The sequence below is a fragment of the Flavobacteriales bacterium genome (assembly GCA_019694795.1).
Classification (GTDB): Bacteria; Bacteroidota; Bacteroidia; order Flavobacteriales_D; family UBA2798; genus UBA2798.
The window spans coordinates 1-16677 of the sequence record JAIBBF010000013.1; the positions used below are offsets into that span (position 1 = coordinate 1).

Sequence of the window (16677 nt, forward strand, 5' to 3'; positions counted from 1 at the left end):
TTGAACGCGTAAGAAATATACAAAATTAACACAACCCCTATGTTCTTTTGCCGTAAACTTGTTCAAAATTAGAACCCATGAAACGATTGTTGATTGTTCTGACGTCCATTTTACTCTATACCGGACTACAAGCTCAGGCGAGTCTGAGTGTAAGCGGCAGCTCTTTCCCCGGATTGGCCGACTCCGTCTTTATGAACCAGGGTGTAAGTTACCTTGTATATACCAAAAACGTTGGGAACGTCGATTTTTTCGGACCCTACACCATTCACGTTGGGGTGGATACGGGAGGGTTTCTGGTGACTCCCTTTTATTCCCAAAACTATCAAACCACGGATACGCTGTATTCGCAAGTTTCGGTCGACACCCAGGCCATCTCCCACTCCATCGATTATAACTATTTCAGCGCCGGCGGAAATACGATTGTCATCTGGCCCGCTGCTCCAAATGCAATTACGCATGATAGCATAGCACGACCTATTTACGTCATAGTATTCGACGCCATCGACGAACAGGGAATGGCCATGGAATTAAACATCTACCCCAATCCGGGATCCGAATGGGTAAGAATCAATTCAAAATATGGTATTGAACAAGTAAGAATTTTGAGTGCGGGGGGACAGGAAATTCAGTGTATTCAAAATCAATCGGAAATCGATATCAGTGTTCTTCCTAAAGGAATGTATCTCTTTGTTATCACCGATAAAATGAAACACACAAAAACGTTGTGTGTTGTCCGAAACTAGAGATAAACTTCTTTTTTGGTAAACGACTTATTGAAGTTGACTACATAACACCTACCTGCATCCTGGTACACGGCAAAATCGTTAAACACGGAAAGCATGCTGTTATGATCTTCCATTTTGGCAATAACTTTAGCTTTTGTCCAGGTGCCATTGCTTAGTCGCTGCGTTAGACATAAATTTCTAACGACAATACTATTCCCGTCATCTCCACGAACTAGATCAACCCACATCACCTTTTTCCCATTGGGAGAAATGGAAGATGCCCAGGCAACGGGATCCAATTGAACAGGCATGGCCGGTTTTGGGGAAGTCCATTTTCCATTAACCAAATGCGTTTCCATGAGTGTCCAGATGGAATCCGGATGACAAAAACGTATCCAGTCCATTTTTGATTTGTACTCGGGCCATTCTTTTTCCCTTACTTCTTCGGAGATTTTCGCAAATTCTTTCTCGGTAATCGGAATCGACAATTGCTGCAGTAAAGCGCGATCCATCCTTGCCTGGCGGACTACCTTCAGGCTATCGTTAATGGGGATTCTTCCGTTTAAAAAGAGGGATCTTCCTTCATTAAAAAACGGTTTGGCGGTGAGGCGAAATTGATTGGAATTAAAAAGGGGTTTTAGTTTTTCATTCGGATTTCCATACAAAATAAAATCCGGCGCATGAATAACTACATTTCCGGATTCATCCATATCGGTTGCAGTAACAAAATAGCATCCATTTTTTTCATGAAGAAATGTAGCGGCTTTCCTGAATTCAAAATATTGCGGAATGCGGTAACCGGGACTACAACCTCCAACTCCATCCACAGCATCGGTTCCAACGTAAGTAGTGATCAATTTAGTTCCATTGTAATTCACACGAAACGAAAACATGCTTTGTTTGGCACTTTCCGATTCCGAGAATTTTCTAACCAGTGGTTTCACCTCCTGCGTGCCGAAATAATAATAATGCAGATTGCAATAGAATACAACTGTTTTACCATCGCCGGATAATTCCGGATTTAATTTCCCATCTACATAATAAGGTTGACTTGGATCAAATTCTTCATCAATTTGCTGCAACAATTCTTCGGCGGAATAGCTGCGCAACAAACTCGCATCCGGTAAGTGATACAATTTCCATTTCGAGCCGTCATCATACAACATTATACTTCCATCCGATGAAAAAGAGAATGAATTGCCATATTGCGCATTTGCCTGCTGAGCAAAAACAATAAGGATGAAAAAAAGGACCTGTTTCATTTTCATTTTTTAAGCAGTACACCTCAAGTTACAAATAGTTGAAACAAAAAACCCGCCTTTGAGGGCGGGTTAACAAAGTAATAACAAGAACTGTTAAACAGTCATAATATCCTTTTCTTTAATTTCTACCAACTGATCCACTTTTGTAATGAATGAATTGGTAAGGTCTTGAATTTTTGTTTCCGCATCTTTTGCTTCATCTTCGGCAAGACCATCCTTTTGTAATTTTTTTACGGCTTCATTGGCATCACGACGGTGATTGCGAATGGAAACTTTTGCGTTTTCTCCCTCCGTTTTTGCGCGCTTAGATAATTCTTTACGACGTTCTTCGGTTAATGGAGGAACAGAAATAATTAATACTTCACCGTTGTTTTGCGGGTTAAGCGATAGATTACTGTTCATGATGGCCTCTGCAATGGGTTGCAACATGTTTTTTTCCCATGGCTGAATACGAATCGTACGCGCATCGGTGGTGGTAACGTTGGCTACTTGTCCAATGGGCACATGCGATCCGTAATAATCCACCATAACTCCTTCGAGCATGGAAGGATTGGCTCTTCCGGCGCGGATTTTAGTAAGTTCACTTTCCAAATGCGAAATGGCTGAATTCATTTCTTCTTTGGTCAGGTCAATAATCATTTTTACGTCGCTCATACTTTCAGATTGTTATGCGAAAATAAGAAATATGATGTATTAAAATTCAACCAATGTACCGAGTGGATCTCCGGTAATTACTTTCATCAGATTGCCCGATTTATTCATGTCGAAAACAATAATCGGTAATTTATTTTCATTGCATAAGGTAAAGGCGGTCATGTCCATTACATTTAATCCTTTCTCATACACTTCCGTAAAAGTAACGCGTTCATATTTTACAGCTTTCGGATCTTTTTCCGGATCGGCAGTATAAATTCCATCAACGCGGGTTCCTTTTAAAATCACATCCGCTTCAATTTCAATGGCACGGAGTGATGCAGCTGTATCGGTAGTAAAAAAAGGATTTCCGGTACCGGCTCCGAATATAACTACCCGTCCTTTTTCGAGGTGACGAATTGCGCGACGGCGAATGAATGGCTCTGCAATCTGTTCCATTTTAATGGCCGACTGCAAACGTGTATTTACACCCAATGTTTCTAAAGATGCCTGAAGCGCCATGGAATTAATCATGGTAGCCAGCATTCCCATATAATCTCCCTGCGTACGTTCCATTCCTCCCTGCTCTGCCTGTACACCACGGAAAATGTTTCCGCCTCCAATTACAATGGCAACCTGAATGCCTTTATCGTGAATGGTTTTAATTTCCTGTGCATACTGATTCAGACGATTGTTGTCAATCCCGAATTGCTTATCACCCATCAGGGCTTCGCCGCTAAGTTTAAGGAGGACTCTTTTGTATTTCATTGCAAGCTATTTTTTGGACAAAAAAAAGAGGGAACGATGTCCCTCTTTTCATAATAAAAAATTAATTCAGCGATACTCTCTTAAAGGCGGTAGCTGTAAGTTCTTTGTCGATACCGGCAAGGAATTGCTTTATAGTAACCTTTGGATCTGAAATAAATTCCTGATTAAGAAGTGTAGTTTCTTTGAAGAATTTATTCAAACGTCCCTGAGCAATTTTCTCAGCCATTTCAGCAGGTTTTCCTTCCTGAATAGCTAAATCTTTACCTACTTCCAATTCACGTGCAATTACATCTGCAGGTACTGATTTCTCATCTACAGAAATCGGATTCATTGCAGTTACTTGCATAGCTACTTGTTTAGCGTTATCGTCACCTGCATTTTTGTTGAATGCAACGATGGTTGCCAAACGGTTTCCGGCGTGGATGTATGTTCCGATGAATTCTCCTTCGAGCATTTCATAAGATCCAATTTCAATTTTCTCTCCGATTACTCCGGTACGCTCAACGAGTTTTTCTGCAACGCTGATGCCTTTGTAATCCATTTTCAGGAAATCTTCGAGCGATTTGATTTTGTTATCCAAAGCCATTTGAAGGAAATCTTTGGTTAAACCAACGAATTCTTCATTCTTAGCAACGAAATCTGTTTCGCAGTTCAAGGAGAGCACAACTCCGAATTTTTTATCGGCAGTGGTTCCGGCAAGTACACAACCCTCACCTGCAGCACGATCTGCACGGTTAGCTGCTACTTTTTGTCCTTTTTTACGAAGAATATCTACTGCAGCTTCAAAATCGCCATTGGCTTCAGTTAATGCTTTTTTGCAGTCCATCATTCCTGCTCCGGTTTGCTGACGAAGTTTATTTACATCAGCAGCGGTGATTGCAACAGTTGACATATTATTCTTTTTTTAAAAATTAATCTTTCTTACGAGCTACCGGTTTTTTTGCGGCAGGCTTTTTCTTTCCTTCTTCGCCTACTTCTTCGTCGATATTAGCAATGCGCTTGTTGTCCATTACTTCTTCGCCATCGTCTTCAGCATTTTTATCTGCTTTACGCTCGCTCAATCCTTCAGAGATTGCAGCAACCATAATGTCGATGATTTTTCCGATGGATTTAGAAGCATCGTCGTTCGAAGGAATTGCGAAGTCAACACTGTTTGGATCTGAGTTGGTATCTACCATTGCAAATACCGGAATGTTCAAACGTTTTGCTTCTGCAACTGCGATGTGTTCTTTTAAAACGTCAACCACAAACAATGCAGCCGGAAGGCGTGTCATGTCGGCAATTGAACCAAGGTTTTTATCAAGTTTCGCACGTTGACGTGAAATTTGAAGACGCTCGCGTTTTGAAAGTGTGTTCAATGTTCCGTCTACACCCATCTTGTCGATGTTCGCCATTTTACGAACTGATTTACGGATGGTAGCGAAGTTGGTAAGCATACCACCGGGCCAGCGCTCAATTACGAATGGCATGTTCACGTTTTTCACGCGGTCTGCAACTACGTCTTTCGCTTGCTTTTTAGTAGCTACGAATAATACTTTTTTACCTGACTTAGCGATTTGCTTAATGGCAGCAGATGCTTCATCCAGTTTAAGAATCGTTTTGTTAAGGTCGATGATGTGGATGCCTTTCTTCTCGTCGAAGATATAAGGCTTCATGTTTGGATTCCACTTTCTTTTCAGGTGACCGAAGTGCACCCCTGCGTCGAGCAGTTCGTTGAAGGTAACTTTTGACATTTTGTTTTTTGGTTTACGTTCCGTTGGACTTAATCATTATTTAAGCAACCTGCCGGTAGTCACGAGCCAATGGCTGATGAGTCCGGCAGGTTTGGATGCTAAACAGAATATTCGTTTTCGTAAGCGGATTAACGCTTGGAGAACTGGAAGCGTTTGCGCGCTTTCTTCTGACCTGGTTTCTTACGCTCAACCATACGAGGATCACGAGTCATGAGTCCTGCTGCTTTAAGAGCGGGTTTGAAATTGGCATCAACCTTAACAAGTGCGCGGGCGATTCCCAGACGTACAGCCTCAGCTTGTCCGTTAATTCCACCACCGTCAACATTTACGTTCACGTCGAACTGACCTTCAGTTCCGGTGAGCATAAAGCTTTGGTTGATTTTATACTGAAGCGTTCCCACTGGGAAATACTCTTTGTAATCTACGTTGTTCACGGTTACGGTTCCTTTACCTTTATTGAGGTAAATACGAGCTACTGCTGCTTTACGGCGTCCGAGTGCGTTGGTAACTTCCATCTTGATCAGAAAATATCGTTAAGGTTAACTGCTTTTGGATTTTGAGCCTGGTACTTATGCTCTGAACCTCCCACTACGTGAAGATTACGGAACACGGCACGACCCAAACGTGTTTTAGGGAGCATCCCTTTGATTGCGGTTTCAACCACGCGACCAGGGTGCTTTGCCAATACTTCAGTAGGAGAAGCAAAACGCTGCCCGCCAGGATATCCGGTGTAACGAACATACTGTTTCTCAGTAAGCTTGTTACCGGTTAATTTCACCTTGTCTGCGTTGATAATCACCACATGATCACCGCAATCGATATGCGGGGAAAAGCTTGGTTTATGCTTTCCACGAAGCAATTTTGCTACCTGGCTGGTTAAACGACCGAGCGGCATATCTGCGGCATCCACGAGGATCCATTCTTTCTTAACCGTTTCATTCTTGGCGTGTACGGTCTTATAGCTAATGCTGTCCACTGTAATAGAGTTTTAATCTGTTATTTCCCGGAAATTGGGGCTGCAAATTTACAACTTAATTTTACAAAGCCAAACTTTTCAACACGGACATGTGGAATCACTTGACACTTTTTTAATGATAGAACTGGTAATCAGCCCAATAAATTAAATTCCGGCAGGTGATTTTTCCGGGTTTTCAACGCTTTCGGAGCTCCCGGTGCGGAGGAAATAGTAGTATTGGTCCGAATCGATAAAATGAAGATTAAGCCTTAAACTATCCAGTAATTCGATCTTGAAGTAATAGTAATTGTTTGGACTTTCTTCCAAACGCATTATAGTGCCCTCGAGTGAACGTTCTCCGCCTTTATCGGGAAAATCGGAATACAGTACGGCCGGGTTTACAGAAACTGTATCGTGATTGTAAATATCAATCCAATTTCGCTCATCGAAAATCACCCGGTGCATGCTGTCTTTTACATCAAACCATTCTCCCAGCATCGGTTCAGAAATGGTTGCACCATGAAATACTTCCTCTAAAGGTTGATTAGGTACTGCAGTAGTGGATTTTTTCTCTTCACAGGCACACCATGTGATGAAGAACAGAAAAAAAGGCAGCAGAAAAAATCGGCTGCCTTTATTGGTTTGAATATACATGAACATGAAATTATTTAATAACTCCCAGCTCTTTGCCCACTTTTGCAAATGCAGCAAGCGCTTTATCGAGGTGTTCTTTTTCATGTGCAGCAGAAAGCTGAACACGAATACGTGCTTGTCCTTTCGGAACCACCGGATAAAAGAAACCGGTAACATATATTCCTTCTTCGAGCATTTTAGAAGCAAAATCCTGCGCCAGTTTTGCATCGTACAACATAATAGGCACAATGGCTGATTCACCGTCTTTGTAATCGAGTCCGATTTTCTTTACACCGTCTTTAAAATAGTTGATGTTCCATTCCAGCTTATCACGCAGTGAAGTGGTTTCGCTGAGCATATCGAACACTGCAATACTTGCACCAACAATGTGCGGAGCGAGCGAATTAGAGAATAAATACGGACGTGAACGCTGACGTAACATTTCGATGATTTCTTTTTTACCGGTTGTAAATCCACCCATTGCTCCTCCGAGCGCTTTTCCTAATGTACCGGTGATAATATCTACACGTCCAATCACATTTCTTAATTCGATGGAGCCTCTTCCGGTTTTACCAATGAATCCTGTTGCATGCGATTCATCCACCATTACAAGTGCATTGTATTTATCGGCCAGGTCACAGATTTTATCCAATGGAGCTACGAATCCATCCATGGAGAAAACGCCATCGGTTACAATCATTTTAAAACGACATCCGGAAGCTTTCTTTAATTGTTCTTCGAGGTCAGCCATATCGCAATTCTTATAGCGAAAACGTTGTGCCTTACACAAACGAACGCCGTCGATGATGGAAGCGTGATTTAATTCGTCGGAAATAATTGCATCCTCTTCTCCCAGCAAAGGTTCGAAAACGCCACCATTCGCATCGAAACAAGCAGCGTAGAGAATGGTGTCCTCGGTCCCGAGAAAATGTGCGATTTTATGTTCCAGTTCTTTATGAATATCCTGTGTTCCGCATATAAAACGCACAGAACTCATTCCGTATCCATGGGTATCGAGGGTTTTATGAGCAGCCTCCACCACTTTTGGGTGAGAGGACAAACCGAGGTAATTGTTGGCACAAAAAATAAGCACTTCTTTCCCGGAATTCACCTTTACAGCTGCTCCCTGCGGAGTGGTAATAATTCGTTCGCGCTTAAACAATCCGGAGGATTCGATGCTTTGTAATTCCTGCTCCAAATGAGCTTTCATGTTTCCGTACATAGAAAATAATTTATGTGAGCTTCAAATTTATAGGAAATTCCTTAGCCAAAGAGGGCGGATTAAATCTTCGAAAATTTTATCTTCGGGCATGGGATTGGCACGATTATGGCAAATCCCCTCTCAAATTCTGCGTTATGAAAAAATTATTACTCCTTTTCCTCGGATTATCCGGCACCTGGGCCTCGGCTCAAAACATTCTGGATAACAAAGTTACATTCAAATACACCCAACTTCCAGCTGTTAAAATTAACGATGCCACCAAAACCTATTCCGTTGAAGTGAGCATGAGCTATCAGCAACGAAATACCGATTCGACCAATGCTTATGATCTGGCCAGCAAAAATTACCTGACCACTTTAAGCACCTATATGGACGCCTACGATCAGCAAAAAGCACAAATTGATCGTCAGCATTTAAACAACATGATCATCTGGGAAAACCAGGTTATAGCAGGAAATACAACTGCAGTTGCGCCTGTAAAACCACCTTATCCGGGAATGAATCCGCCGGTTCGCCCGAAAAAACCATTTCTGATTAAGGAAATTCAACCCACTTCGATTATTCCGGCGATTAAAATTGATGGTCTCACCCAAAACACGGGATCGGCAGCAAAAATTAAAATTGTATTCGAAGGATTTGAAAAAGGTATGATTAAACTGGAACAAAGTGGTACTGCTCCTGCCATCAAATATTTTTATTCCATTCAATATCGTCATCCACTCTCGCTGCAAGTTGAAGCTGCCGGAAAAGGCATGGTGTATAGTCAACGCATGGCTGAGACCGAAGGATTCAGAAGCTGGAGGACGAAAGAATTCAAAACAAAATCTGAATTGGAATTGTGGTGGTACGACAATGAAAACATCGTTTGGGAAGAACGCCAAACCCAAGCTATCCAGGAAAACATTTCGGTGTTGAATAGTTATTTTGTTAGCACCTATGGATACCCTGTTCAATCGCGCAGAATTGAATTGTATAGCGCAAAACAAAAAAATATAGATTATTCTGATGTTCAAAAAGCTTATTCTACCATGGAAACGGCTTTGTTAATGTTGGCTTATCCTGATAAAATTCAACAGGCCCAGGCAAAATTGCAGGAAGCCCTCGGGATGTACAATCAAATTTTACAGGAATCAAATCCTAACGATAAAAAGGCTCGTGTTGACGCCAACGTAACTTCAGCTTGTTTAGTAAACATGACTGAAGCTTATATCTGGTTAAATGATTACTCCAATGCAGAAATGACCGCTAATAAAGTGATCACCATTGGCGTAAATAAATACGAAAGAGATGCGCGTGCTCATTTAGAATTTATCCGATTCCAACAAGCTCGTTATGCTGCCAATCAATAATTGAAGAAAATAAATTTCGATAAATGAAAAGGGAGTCTTTCGACTCCCTTTTTTATTTCAGCATAGAAACAAATTCCTGAACGCTGGATATTTTTATTATGTTTTTCGGATAGGAAAGCGTTGCGTCGGCTATCACCTGGTGACCGGTTATGTAGATATTTAAATCCGGAAAATTCCTGTGCATTTTGTTAATGTAATCCTGAACGGTTTCTTCTGTCATCGGCGATACGAAAAAAGTTAGCATCGCATCGGAAGGAGTAATTTTGGTGACTTTTTCAAGATCATCAAAAGGAACGGCTTGTCCCAGATAAATGACTTTATATCCTCTGTTCCGCAAGAGATAATTATAAAACAACAATCCTATTTCATGCAATTCGTTCACCGGTAAAAACAAGATGAAAGTCCCTTTGTTTTTGGGTTTATCTTTTAACGAATCGCTCGCCACCATCAGCTTCTGCCGAATGAGATGCGAAATAAAATGTTCCTGTGCCGGATTAATAGATCCGGTTTGCCACAATACGCCGATTTTAGTAAGGAAAGGATACACCACGTACAACATGGCGCGTTCGAATCCTTTCAGTTGAATGCATTCATCCAGTACCGATTCAAAACTGTCTTCATCCATCTGGATCATCGACACCACCATTCGTTCAATGAAAACATCCTCGGAACCGGAAGACTTTTGCAACTCCAGCACTTTTTCCGAAAGCTCTTCGTCGCTAAGTCCGGCAATACGCGAGATTTTGAGTCCGCAAGAATTAAGGATGGCAATATTGAGAATACGTTTCAGCTCGGAATCTGAATACTTCCTGATGTTCGTTTGGGTTCTGTCGGGCTCAATAATATTATAGCGCTTCTCCCAAATACGCAATGTATGCGCTTTGATTCCCGTTAAATTCTCAATATCCTTAATCGAGTACTTTTTCATAGCCTATACCTCTCACAACAAACACTCTTCACAATTGTTTAGCCGATTTTTAAAATATTTTTCCGGTAAAATGGGATTGAAATCAGGATCATCATCAACCCTATGAAAAACAGCACCATTAAACGGAAACCTAATAATGACCAGGAGAATTCGCGCCAAAATATATCGTAATACGCCTGCACGCCCCAATAATTGACCGAAAACATGGAAAGTTTTTGCATGAACTCCGGCATAAAGAAGGTAGGCATCATGGATCCACCAATGGCGCTCATCACCAATACAACAATGGTGGAAAGTCCCTCAACTTGTTTCCGGCTAGTGCAAACACTCGCAATGAGCATTCCAAATGAGGCACAAGAGAAGGCCGCCAGGAAGGTGGTTAGAATTAATGCAGGCAGGTGAATTAGGATGGGCAGACCGAAAACCATCCAGGCAAAGAGCATCATGACCATTAATTGTAAAAATCCAATGAGCGTGGCCGAAAGCATTTTTCCCAATAGGAGATCGAGCGGATTGATTGGTGAAATTAATAAGCGTCGCAAGGTTCCTTTTTCTTTTTCATCGAGCAATCCTGCACCCATTGCAGCCACCGAAAAAAGGAGGGTCATTATGGCCGTTCCTGCTACAGCCTGGACCAGGGCAGGATTGGTATTATCGGGAGAAGAAAGTGATTCTTCTGCAATCATTCCTTCTACAGGTGAGTCATTATCTGAAGATGAATTCATCATGTCATCCACGTTCTGTGTGACCATCGCCAATGAAGCTGAATCTTCGATTTGAAATTCTTCCTTCATTTTCTTCGCCAGTTTTGCTTTGATGGAAAACTTTCCTGCCACTCTGAAAATTTTAGCACTGATTAATCCTTTTAACATGGAAGCTTCTGCTGCTTTTGCCTGATCAAAGACAAAAACAAATCCACTTTCACCCTTTTCCATTCGCGATTCGTAAGCAGGAAGAATAATCAATCCACCGGTACGATCCCCTTTTTGAATAATCGAACGTAATTTTTTTTCGTCTACCTCTTGCACTTTAAGCGCAGGGAGGGAATCGAGTTCTGCAATGAGTTGTTTGCTTTCCGGTGTTTGCGCATTGTCGGCAACGAGTACATCCAGTTCGATATCATTGTTATTTCCCCCGTTTCCACCAAATGCAAAAACAAAAAGGGTGATGAGTCCCACCGGCATTAAAAAGGTAAGCAGGACCGCTTTCTTATCGGAGAAAAACAAACGCAGATCTTTTAAAGTAATTCGAATCATCAGTCGCGCAATTTGTTTCCGGTTAATGATAAAAAAACTGATTCCAAATTGGAATAACGTACATCTATGGTTCGAATAACAATTCCTTTTTCGAAACAAAAATTCATGATTGCAGGAAGCGATGAACGTAAATCTTTACACGTAAAGTGCAAGGCATCGGAAGTTCCTTTTACCTGTATGTGTTCGTTCAGCTGAAATTCCTGATGTTCAAATGAGGAAATGGTTTCACTGTGGACAATGATTTCTTCCTGCACATCGCCCATGGAAATTAATTCACGAAGGGTGCCCTCTGCAATAATTTTCCCTTTATCGATGATTCCAATCCGATCGGAAAATTTTTCTGCCTCTTCCATATAGTGGGTGGTATAGAGGATGGTTTTCCCTTCGTTTTTTAATCGGCTGATTGCTTCATAAATGTTATTTCTGCTCTGCGGATCAATGCCCACTGTTGGCTCATCCATAAAAAGCAGTTTCGGATCGTGCAATAAAGCGGCGGCAATATTGATGCGGCGTTTCATTCCACCCGAATAAGTTCTGATTTTATCATGCGCCCGGTCCGATAATCCGAAATCACCCAGAAGGGTGTTGACACGAATCCGAAGATCATTTTTCCCCATGGGATAAAGTGAACCGAAAAACATCAGGTTATCGAAGGCCGATAAATCTTCATATAGGGCAATCTCCTGTGGAACCACCCCAATCATTTTACGAATGGATAAGGGTTCTTTTACCACATCGATACCATCAATTAAAACAGTTCCCGAACTGGGTTTTAACAAGGTAGATAAAATAGAAAGCGTGGTTGATTTTCCGGCGCCGTTGGGTCCGAGCAAACTGTAAAACTCACCCCGTTCCACTTTGAATGAAATGGACTGGACGGCAGTTTTATCTCCGTACACTTTATGTAAATCGCGAACCTCAAGCATGGGGGCGCAATTTACAAAAGGAGACTTAGCGAACGATGATTTTGGAAATAAAAAGACCCTGCTTTATTAAAAAGAGAAAACATTGTGTTCTAAGTGTGGAATTTGCATTACAGTGAGAATGCAAAAAAATTGGAGAAAAAGGCTGTGAAGCTAAATGATTAATCGACCTTCACCTTACGTTGATTCAAATCATCGTTGGAAGAAGCAACAATGGTGTACTCGCCATCAACAATGCGACCATCTGGATCATAGGCTACCATTTTACCGTCGACATTAATCAAGATAACTTTCGAATAAAATTCATTTCCCGATTTATCGCGAACGATAACCAGTGTTTCTTCTCCACCGAAAACATTTCCCGCTAATAAAGCAGGTGCATCCATCGGTTTTTGATTGGAGAGTCCCTCAGGCGACTCACCACATTCGTGACGTTTAACCGTAATTAAATCGCTGTAAAAATATTCACCGTCCTTAGTCGTTTGCTTTAAGCGATAGTAAGAAACACCCGGAAGCGGATCGCGGTCGGATTCGAAATATTCTAATAGCGCAGGAGAATCGCCCAGTGCAGAAACGCGTGTAATCTCTAAAAAGTTGACACCATCCGAAGAACGCTCGATGGTAAAGTACCCGGCATTTTCTTCTTTTAAACTCACCCAGGAAATTTCTACCTGCGGACCCACAGTTACCACGTTGAAACGCGCAACCTGTGCTTGAGTAGATGCATCAGTAAGTCCATCATTCGAAATGGAAGAGAAACTTAAGATGGCAGACGATAAATAGACGATAAGGCTCATAATTCGCAACTTCTATGGTTAGCAAGTTACGAAAACGTTAAGAAAAGAACAAAAATCTACACCGATTTAAAATGTTGATTTACAGTCGACTTGAAAATAACATTTTTGTTACAAGATCATAACTCCCTTTTTATTGAGGAGGGGAATCTTTACAAAGTTCTCTTCTTTGATGGTTTCGGAAAGAAAAATAAACTTCTTATCGTACATTTTATCTTCGAGGAAAAAGCTCACCCAATATTCGTTATTAAGTGGAAAAACATTTTCCATAACGGGTTCAATTTTGGCAAAACTTTTGGCGGCTACCTTGTCTAAAAAATGACGCAACTCGGAAGTTTTTCGTTGTTCGTGATCAATTTCACCATAACCACGAGATGACACCAGAACACCTTCGATGGCATGTTCTTTTAAATTCACCAAGTAGGCATTCCATTCATCCTGATTCAGTTCATTTTTTTCATTGACAATAGCTACGGCAACATCTTTCATTACCGGAATTTCGATGTCTTTCTTCATTGAATACTTTCTATCATTTCATAACCGGCATTGAGGTAATCGAAAAGATCCAATGGCTGATCGTTTCGCTTATCACCACGCTTATGTCCGGTTCTGACAATTATTACGTTATCGTCGGGAACACAAATTACATATTGACCAAGAATTCCACGCATGTAAAACACTTTCTTGCCATTGTATTCCGTAATCCACCAGCAATATCCGTAGCGATCATTTTTCGATCCGTCGGTATCCAAAAGATCAGCGGGCTCGGTGGATTTTTTCACCCATTCGGAAGAAACGATTTGTGTGCCGTTCCATTCACCCTGGTGAAGATATAATTTTCCAAAGCGTGCGAAATCTCTTCCGGCGGCATAAAAACAGCAATACGATTTTTCAATTCCGTCTTCAGCATCCAGACTCCAATACGCAAGATTTTCTGCTCCTATTTTTTTCCAAAGTTTTTCGGAAGCGTAATAAGATAATTTTGTGTTGGTAGCTTTCTCCACGCAATAGCCTAAAATCAGTGTTGCTCCACTCTGGTAGTCGAACACTTTCCCGGGTTCTGAAACAACCTCAACGGAATTGATCATCGATAACAAATCACTTCCATAATAGGCTTCTGCATTAGACGAAAGAGGATTTCCTCCGCTCTCTGACCAATCGAGACCGGCACTCATGGTGAGCAAATGATAGAGCGTAAGTTTGGATCGGGAACCTTCGCGGAATGCGGGTATAAAATCGCCAACGGGCTGATCAACACTTTTTATTTTATGCTCATCGATTGCAATGCCAACTAAAATGGAAACAATGGATTTGGCAACAGAAAATGAATTAGAAATAGTTGTTGGTCCAAAATCTTCTGCATAATGTTCAAACAAAAGCGAGTCGTTTTTAAACACCAATAAAGAAGTGGATTTGTACTGATTGAATTTTTGCAAAGCGGTAGGACTCAACTCCACTTTTCCATAGGAAGAATGCGTTGGCCAGGGCTCGGGTGTTCCCTGCTCTACTTCGCGCTTAGGGAAATAATCCAGATCGCGGATTCCGGGTCCGGATTGTCCGACCAAATACGTACATGCAACTGCTTTGTAGATATATGTTTTGCCACTAATGACAATGAACAAATTCGCTAAAATGAAAATTCCGAGAATGGAAAGAAGTGTCCATTTTAAAATTTTCCAGCTTATGGCTCCGATCCTCTTCATACGTTCAGGTTTTCCTTTACAACGAATTCGAAATCGAAAATGTTTGCAAGATTGGTCTTCAATTTTTGTTTCAATTCTTCCATATCCACTTCCCGTCCCAATTCCTTCTTCATGGAAGTAACCTGTTTATCATCGATTCCGCAGGGCACAATGTGATTAAAATAGTTGAGATCGGTATTGATATTGAATCCGATTCCATGCATGGTAACCCAGCGACTGCATTTAACCCCCATCGCACAAATCTTGCGAGCTTTCAGCGGATCCTCAGGCTCAATCCACACGCCGGTATATCCGGGATAACGTTCGCCCTTAATTCCGTATTCATCGAGTGTTAAAATGACCGCTTCTTCGAGGTAGCGAAGGTATTTGTGGATATCCGTAAAAAAATCGTCGAGATCGAAAATCGGGTAGGCGACTAATTGTCCGGGACCATGATACGTAATATCGCCGCCGCGGTTTATTTTATAGAAAACAGCCTCGTGATCCTGAAGTCCTTTTTCATCGAGCAGCAAATTACTTTCTGCACCACTTTTTCCAAGCGTATATACATGGGGATGTTCGCAAAACAAGAGGTAATGTTCTGTTTTTTCTTTCACCGGCGCCTCGCGGTTACGCATTTTTCGGTCGACCAGCTCATTAAACTTTTTTTCCTGATCATCCCAGGCCTCTTTGTAATCGATAAGCCCGAGATCCTGGAAAATTACATTTCTCATATCAGAATTTACTCAGTTCTCCTTTTAGGAAATCGATCACTTTTACTTCAATAGCATCCACTCCGCGTAAATCGGAAAGGAAACAACTTACCCAATCGCCCAGGTGAATTTGCCAGATTGCCTTTTCGAGATCTGTATTTCCTTTTGCCCAGGTTTCACGAATGTGAGGTGTATATTTTGCGATGATTTCTTTATTGATTTCAATGCGTTTTTGGTTGCGCACATAATCTTCCTGATCGCGGAAAATGATGACGGCCAAATTCGGATTTTCCATTCTCCATCCCACCAGTTCATTGTGGTTCATTTCCGGAACTACATGATGCCAGCACAACATTTTTGCATTTTCATTGATTTGCTGACGAAAACGAATGGCTATTCCTTCACGGTACGTGGTGCTGTAAATAACCGGCATTTTTCCATTGAGAAAATCGGCGATGGATTTTGCTTCGGATTGAATTTCCGTTGCCTCTTTTTCAATTAAAGCAGCTGAACTTAATACTTCATTCATGAAATTATGGGAAGTAACTCCATAAAAATTCAACACATGCAACAATTGCACAAGTGAAGCACCTAAAAATGCACGTGGTGATTTCCCCTGTGGAAGTACGACTAACCCATAACCTTTTTCCCTGGCGAAATCCGCTATCCATCCTCCGGAGGTAACACAAACAATAAATGCGTTTCGCTCGGAAGCTATTTTTAATGCGTTGATGGTTTCTTCTGTATTTCCCGAAAAGGAAGAAGCGATAACAAGGGTTTCCTTTCCGACCCAACCCGGGATAAAGTAGCCTTTGCTGCCTACCACAGGAATCTGCGCTTGATTAGCTGTTAATTCTGCTGCAATTGTGCCTCCTATTCCGGAGCCTCCCAAGCCGGTAATCAATACATTTTTAAAACCTGTACCCAACGGCAGCTTGGTTTGTGTTGCAATGTCTACCGCATTCCTCAACTGTTGTGGAAATTCTTCAACTAATTTTTTCATAGATAAATCTAAGGGTATCAAAAATAAACAAAATGATGGTGCAGAATACGATATGGACCCCTAAAAGCCCTTTTTTAGAGGGGAATATTCCGTTTACA

At 41.5% G+C, this 16677-nt stretch carries 19 protein-coding genes; 2 read left to right on the plus strand and 17 right to left on the minus strand.

The features are described from left to right. The first annotated feature begins 77 nt into the window (after window positions 1–77). Window positions 78–743 carry a T9SS type A sorting domain-containing protein gene (locus K1X56_06100; GenBank protein MBX7094275.1) on the plus strand — a complete coding sequence of 222 codons (666 nt, stop codon included), beginning with the start codon at window positions 78–80 and terminating at the stop codon, window positions 741–743. Here K1X56_06100 and K1X56_06105 read toward each other — a convergent pair. From K1X56_06105 to kbl, 9 genes are all read right to left on the minus strand, one after another. After that, window positions 740–1987, minus strand: a complete 1248-nt coding sequence (locus K1X56_06105) for a hypothetical protein (GenBank protein MBX7094276.1) — start codon at window positions 1985–1987, stop codon at window positions 740–742. The two genes, K1X56_06100 and K1X56_06105, sit on opposite strands and share 4 nt — an antisense overlap. A gap of 93 nt (window positions 1988–2080) precedes the next feature. Beyond that, on the minus strand, window positions 2081–2641 hold the full coding sequence (gene frr, locus K1X56_06110; protein ID MBX7094277.1) for a ribosome recycling factor: 561 nt from the start codon (window positions 2639–2641) through the stop codon (window positions 2081–2083). 39 nt (window positions 2642–2680) lie between these two features. After that, complete coding sequence (gene pyrH / locus K1X56_06115) at window positions 2681–3388, minus strand: UMP kinase (protein MBX7094278.1); 708 nt, start codon at window positions 3386–3388, stop codon at window positions 2681–2683. Window positions 3389–3449: 61 nt separating this feature from the next. Continuing rightward, the gene (tsf, locus tag K1X56_06120; protein ID MBX7094279.1) at window positions 3450–4280 is read right to left on the minus strand and encodes a translation elongation factor Ts; all 831 of its coding nucleotides are present in this window, start codon (window positions 4278–4280) and stop codon (window positions 3450–3452) included. Between the two features lie 19 nt (window positions 4281–4299). After that, window positions 4300–5121, minus strand: a complete 822-nt coding sequence (gene rpsB / locus K1X56_06125) for a 30S ribosomal protein S2 (protein ID MBX7094280.1) — start codon at window positions 5119–5121, stop codon at window positions 4300–4302. A gap of 128 nt (window positions 5122–5249) precedes the next feature. Beyond that, window positions 5250–5636 carry a 30S ribosomal protein S9 gene (gene rpsI / locus K1X56_06130; protein MBX7094281.1) on the minus strand — a complete coding sequence of 129 codons (387 nt, stop codon included), beginning with the start codon at window positions 5634–5636 and terminating at the stop codon, window positions 5250–5252. A 5-nt stretch (window positions 5637–5641) separates the two neighbouring features. Then, complete coding sequence (gene rplM / locus K1X56_06135) at window positions 5642–6097, minus strand: 50S ribosomal protein L13 (protein ID MBX7094282.1); 456 nt, start codon at window positions 6095–6097, stop codon at window positions 5642–5644. A gap of 144 nt (window positions 6098–6241) precedes the next feature. Then, on the minus strand, window positions 6242–6730 hold the full coding sequence (locus tag K1X56_06140; protein MBX7094283.1) for a hypothetical protein: 489 nt from the start codon (window positions 6728–6730) through the stop codon (window positions 6242–6244). Window positions 6731–6740: 10 nt separating this feature from the next. Beyond that, entirely contained in the window at window positions 6741–7931 is a 1191-nt protein-coding gene (gene kbl / locus K1X56_06145; GenBank protein ID MBX7094284.1) for a glycine C-acetyltransferase, read from the minus strand. A gap of 134 nt (window positions 7932–8065) precedes the next feature. Between kbl and K1X56_06150 the strand changes: the two genes are divergently transcribed. Continuing rightward, window positions 8066–9280, plus strand: coding sequence for a hypothetical protein (locus tag K1X56_06150; GenBank protein ID MBX7094285.1), 1215 nt, complete (start codon window positions 8066–8068; stop codon window positions 9278–9280). Between the two features lie 52 nt (window positions 9281–9332). Here K1X56_06150 and K1X56_06155 read toward each other — a convergent pair whose 3' ends face one another. The 8 genes from K1X56_06155 to K1X56_06190 form a co-directional block, all read right to left on the minus strand. Continuing rightward, on the minus strand, window positions 9333–10208 hold the full coding sequence (locus tag K1X56_06155) for a MerR family transcriptional regulator (GenBank protein ID MBX7094286.1): 876 nt from the start codon (window positions 10206–10208) through the stop codon (window positions 9333–9335). A 38-nt stretch (window positions 10209–10246) separates the two neighbouring features. Next, window positions 10247–11464, minus strand: coding sequence for an ABC transporter permease (locus K1X56_06160; protein MBX7094287.1), 1218 nt, complete (start codon window positions 11462–11464; stop codon window positions 10247–10249). Further along, window positions 11464–12390: an ABC transporter ATP-binding protein gene (locus tag K1X56_06165; protein MBX7094288.1), complete on the minus strand. Its 927-nt coding sequence runs from the start codon at window positions 12388–12390 to the stop codon at window positions 11464–11466. Before K1X56_06165 ends, K1X56_06160 begins: the two co-directional genes overlap by 1 nt. Before the next feature lie 158 nt (window positions 12391–12548). Then, on the minus strand, window positions 12549–13184 hold the full coding sequence (locus K1X56_06170) for a hypothetical protein (protein MBX7094289.1): 636 nt from the start codon (window positions 13182–13184) through the stop codon (window positions 12549–12551). Between the two features lie 108 nt (window positions 13185–13292). After that, window positions 13293–13697 carry a hypothetical protein gene (locus K1X56_06175; GenBank protein MBX7094290.1) on the minus strand — a complete coding sequence of 135 codons (405 nt, stop codon included), beginning with the start codon at window positions 13695–13697 and terminating at the stop codon, window positions 13293–13295. Next, window positions 13694–14884: a beta-lactamase family protein gene (locus K1X56_06180; GenBank protein ID MBX7094291.1), complete on the minus strand. Its 1191-nt coding sequence runs from the start codon at window positions 14882–14884 to the stop codon at window positions 13694–13696. The genes K1X56_06175 and K1X56_06180 overlap by 4 nt, the downstream gene beginning before the upstream one ends. Then, complete coding sequence (gene lipB, locus K1X56_06185; protein ID MBX7094292.1) at window positions 14881–15597, minus strand: lipoyl(octanoyl) transferase LipB; 717 nt, start codon at window positions 15595–15597, stop codon at window positions 14881–14883. Before lipB ends, K1X56_06180 begins: the two co-directional genes overlap by 4 nt. A 1-nt stretch (window position 15598) precedes the next feature. Continuing rightward, window positions 15599–16579 carry a bifunctional phosphoglucose/phosphomannose isomerase gene (locus tag K1X56_06190; GenBank protein MBX7094293.1) on the minus strand — a complete coding sequence of 327 codons (981 nt, stop codon included), beginning with the start codon at window positions 16577–16579 and terminating at the stop codon, window positions 15599–15601. Between the last annotated feature and the right edge of the window lie 98 nt (window positions 16580–16677).

Coding starts and splice junctions, on each gene's coding strand:
- K1X56_06165 (MBX7094288.1), bottom strand. CDS start 12,390: ATGCTTGAGGTTCGCGATTTACATAAAGTGTACGGAGATAAAACTGCC.
- K1X56_06170 (MBX7094289.1), bottom strand. CDS start 13,184: ATGAGCCTTATCGTCTATTTATCGTCTGCCATCTTAAGTTTCTCTTCC.
- K1X56_06190 (MBX7094293.1), bottom strand. CDS start 16,579: ATGAAAAAATTAGTTGAAGAATTTCCACAACAGTTGAGGAATGCGGTA.
- K1X56_06150 (MBX7094285.1), top strand. CDS start 8,066: ATGAAAAAATTATTACTCCTTTTCCTCGGATTATCCGGCACCTGGGCC.
- K1X56_06140 (MBX7094283.1), bottom strand. CDS start 6,730: ATGTATATTCAAACCAATAAAGGCAGCCGATTTTTTCTGCTGCCTTTT.
- K1X56_06155 (MBX7094286.1), bottom strand. CDS start 10,208: ATGAAAAAGTACTCGATTAAGGATATTGAGAATTTAACGGGAATCAAA.
- tsf (MBX7094279.1), bottom strand. CDS start 4,280: ATGTCAACTGTTGCAATCACCGCTGCTGATGTAAATAAACTTCGTCAG.
- frr (MBX7094277.1), bottom strand. CDS start 2,641: ATGAGCGACGTAAAAATGATTATTGACCTGACCAAAGAAGAAATGAAT.
- rpsI (MBX7094281.1), bottom strand. CDS start 5,636: ATGGAAGTTACCAACGCACTCGGACGCCGTAAAGCAGCAGTAGCTCGT.
- K1X56_06175 (MBX7094290.1), bottom strand. CDS start 13,697: ATGAAGAAAGACATCGAAATTCCGGTAATGAAAGATGTTGCCGTAGCT.
- rpsB (MBX7094280.1), bottom strand. CDS start 5,121: ATGTCAAAAGTTACCTTCAACGAACTGCTCGACGCAGGGGTGCACTTC.
- K1X56_06100 (MBX7094275.1), top strand. CDS start 78: ATGAAACGATTGTTGATTGTTCTGACGTCCATTTTACTCTATACCGGA.
- lipB (MBX7094292.1), bottom strand. CDS start 15,597: ATGAGAAATGTAATTTTCCAGGATCTCGGGCTTATCGATTACAAAGAG.
- pyrH (MBX7094278.1), bottom strand. CDS start 3,388: ATGAAATACAAAAGAGTCCTCCTTAAACTTAGCGGCGAAGCCCTGATG.
- K1X56_06160 (MBX7094287.1), bottom strand. CDS start 11,464: ATGATTCGAATTACTTTAAAAGATCTGCGTTTGTTTTTCTCCGATAAG.
- K1X56_06180 (MBX7094291.1), bottom strand. CDS start 14,884: ATGAAGAGGATCGGAGCCATAAGCTGGAAAATTTTAAAATGGACACTT.
- kbl (MBX7094284.1), bottom strand. CDS start 7,931: ATGTACGGAAACATGAAAGCTCATTTGGAGCAGGAATTACAAAGCATC.
- K1X56_06105 (MBX7094276.1), bottom strand. CDS start 1,987: ATGAAACAGGTCCTTTTTTTCATCCTTATTGTTTTTGCTCAGCAGGCA.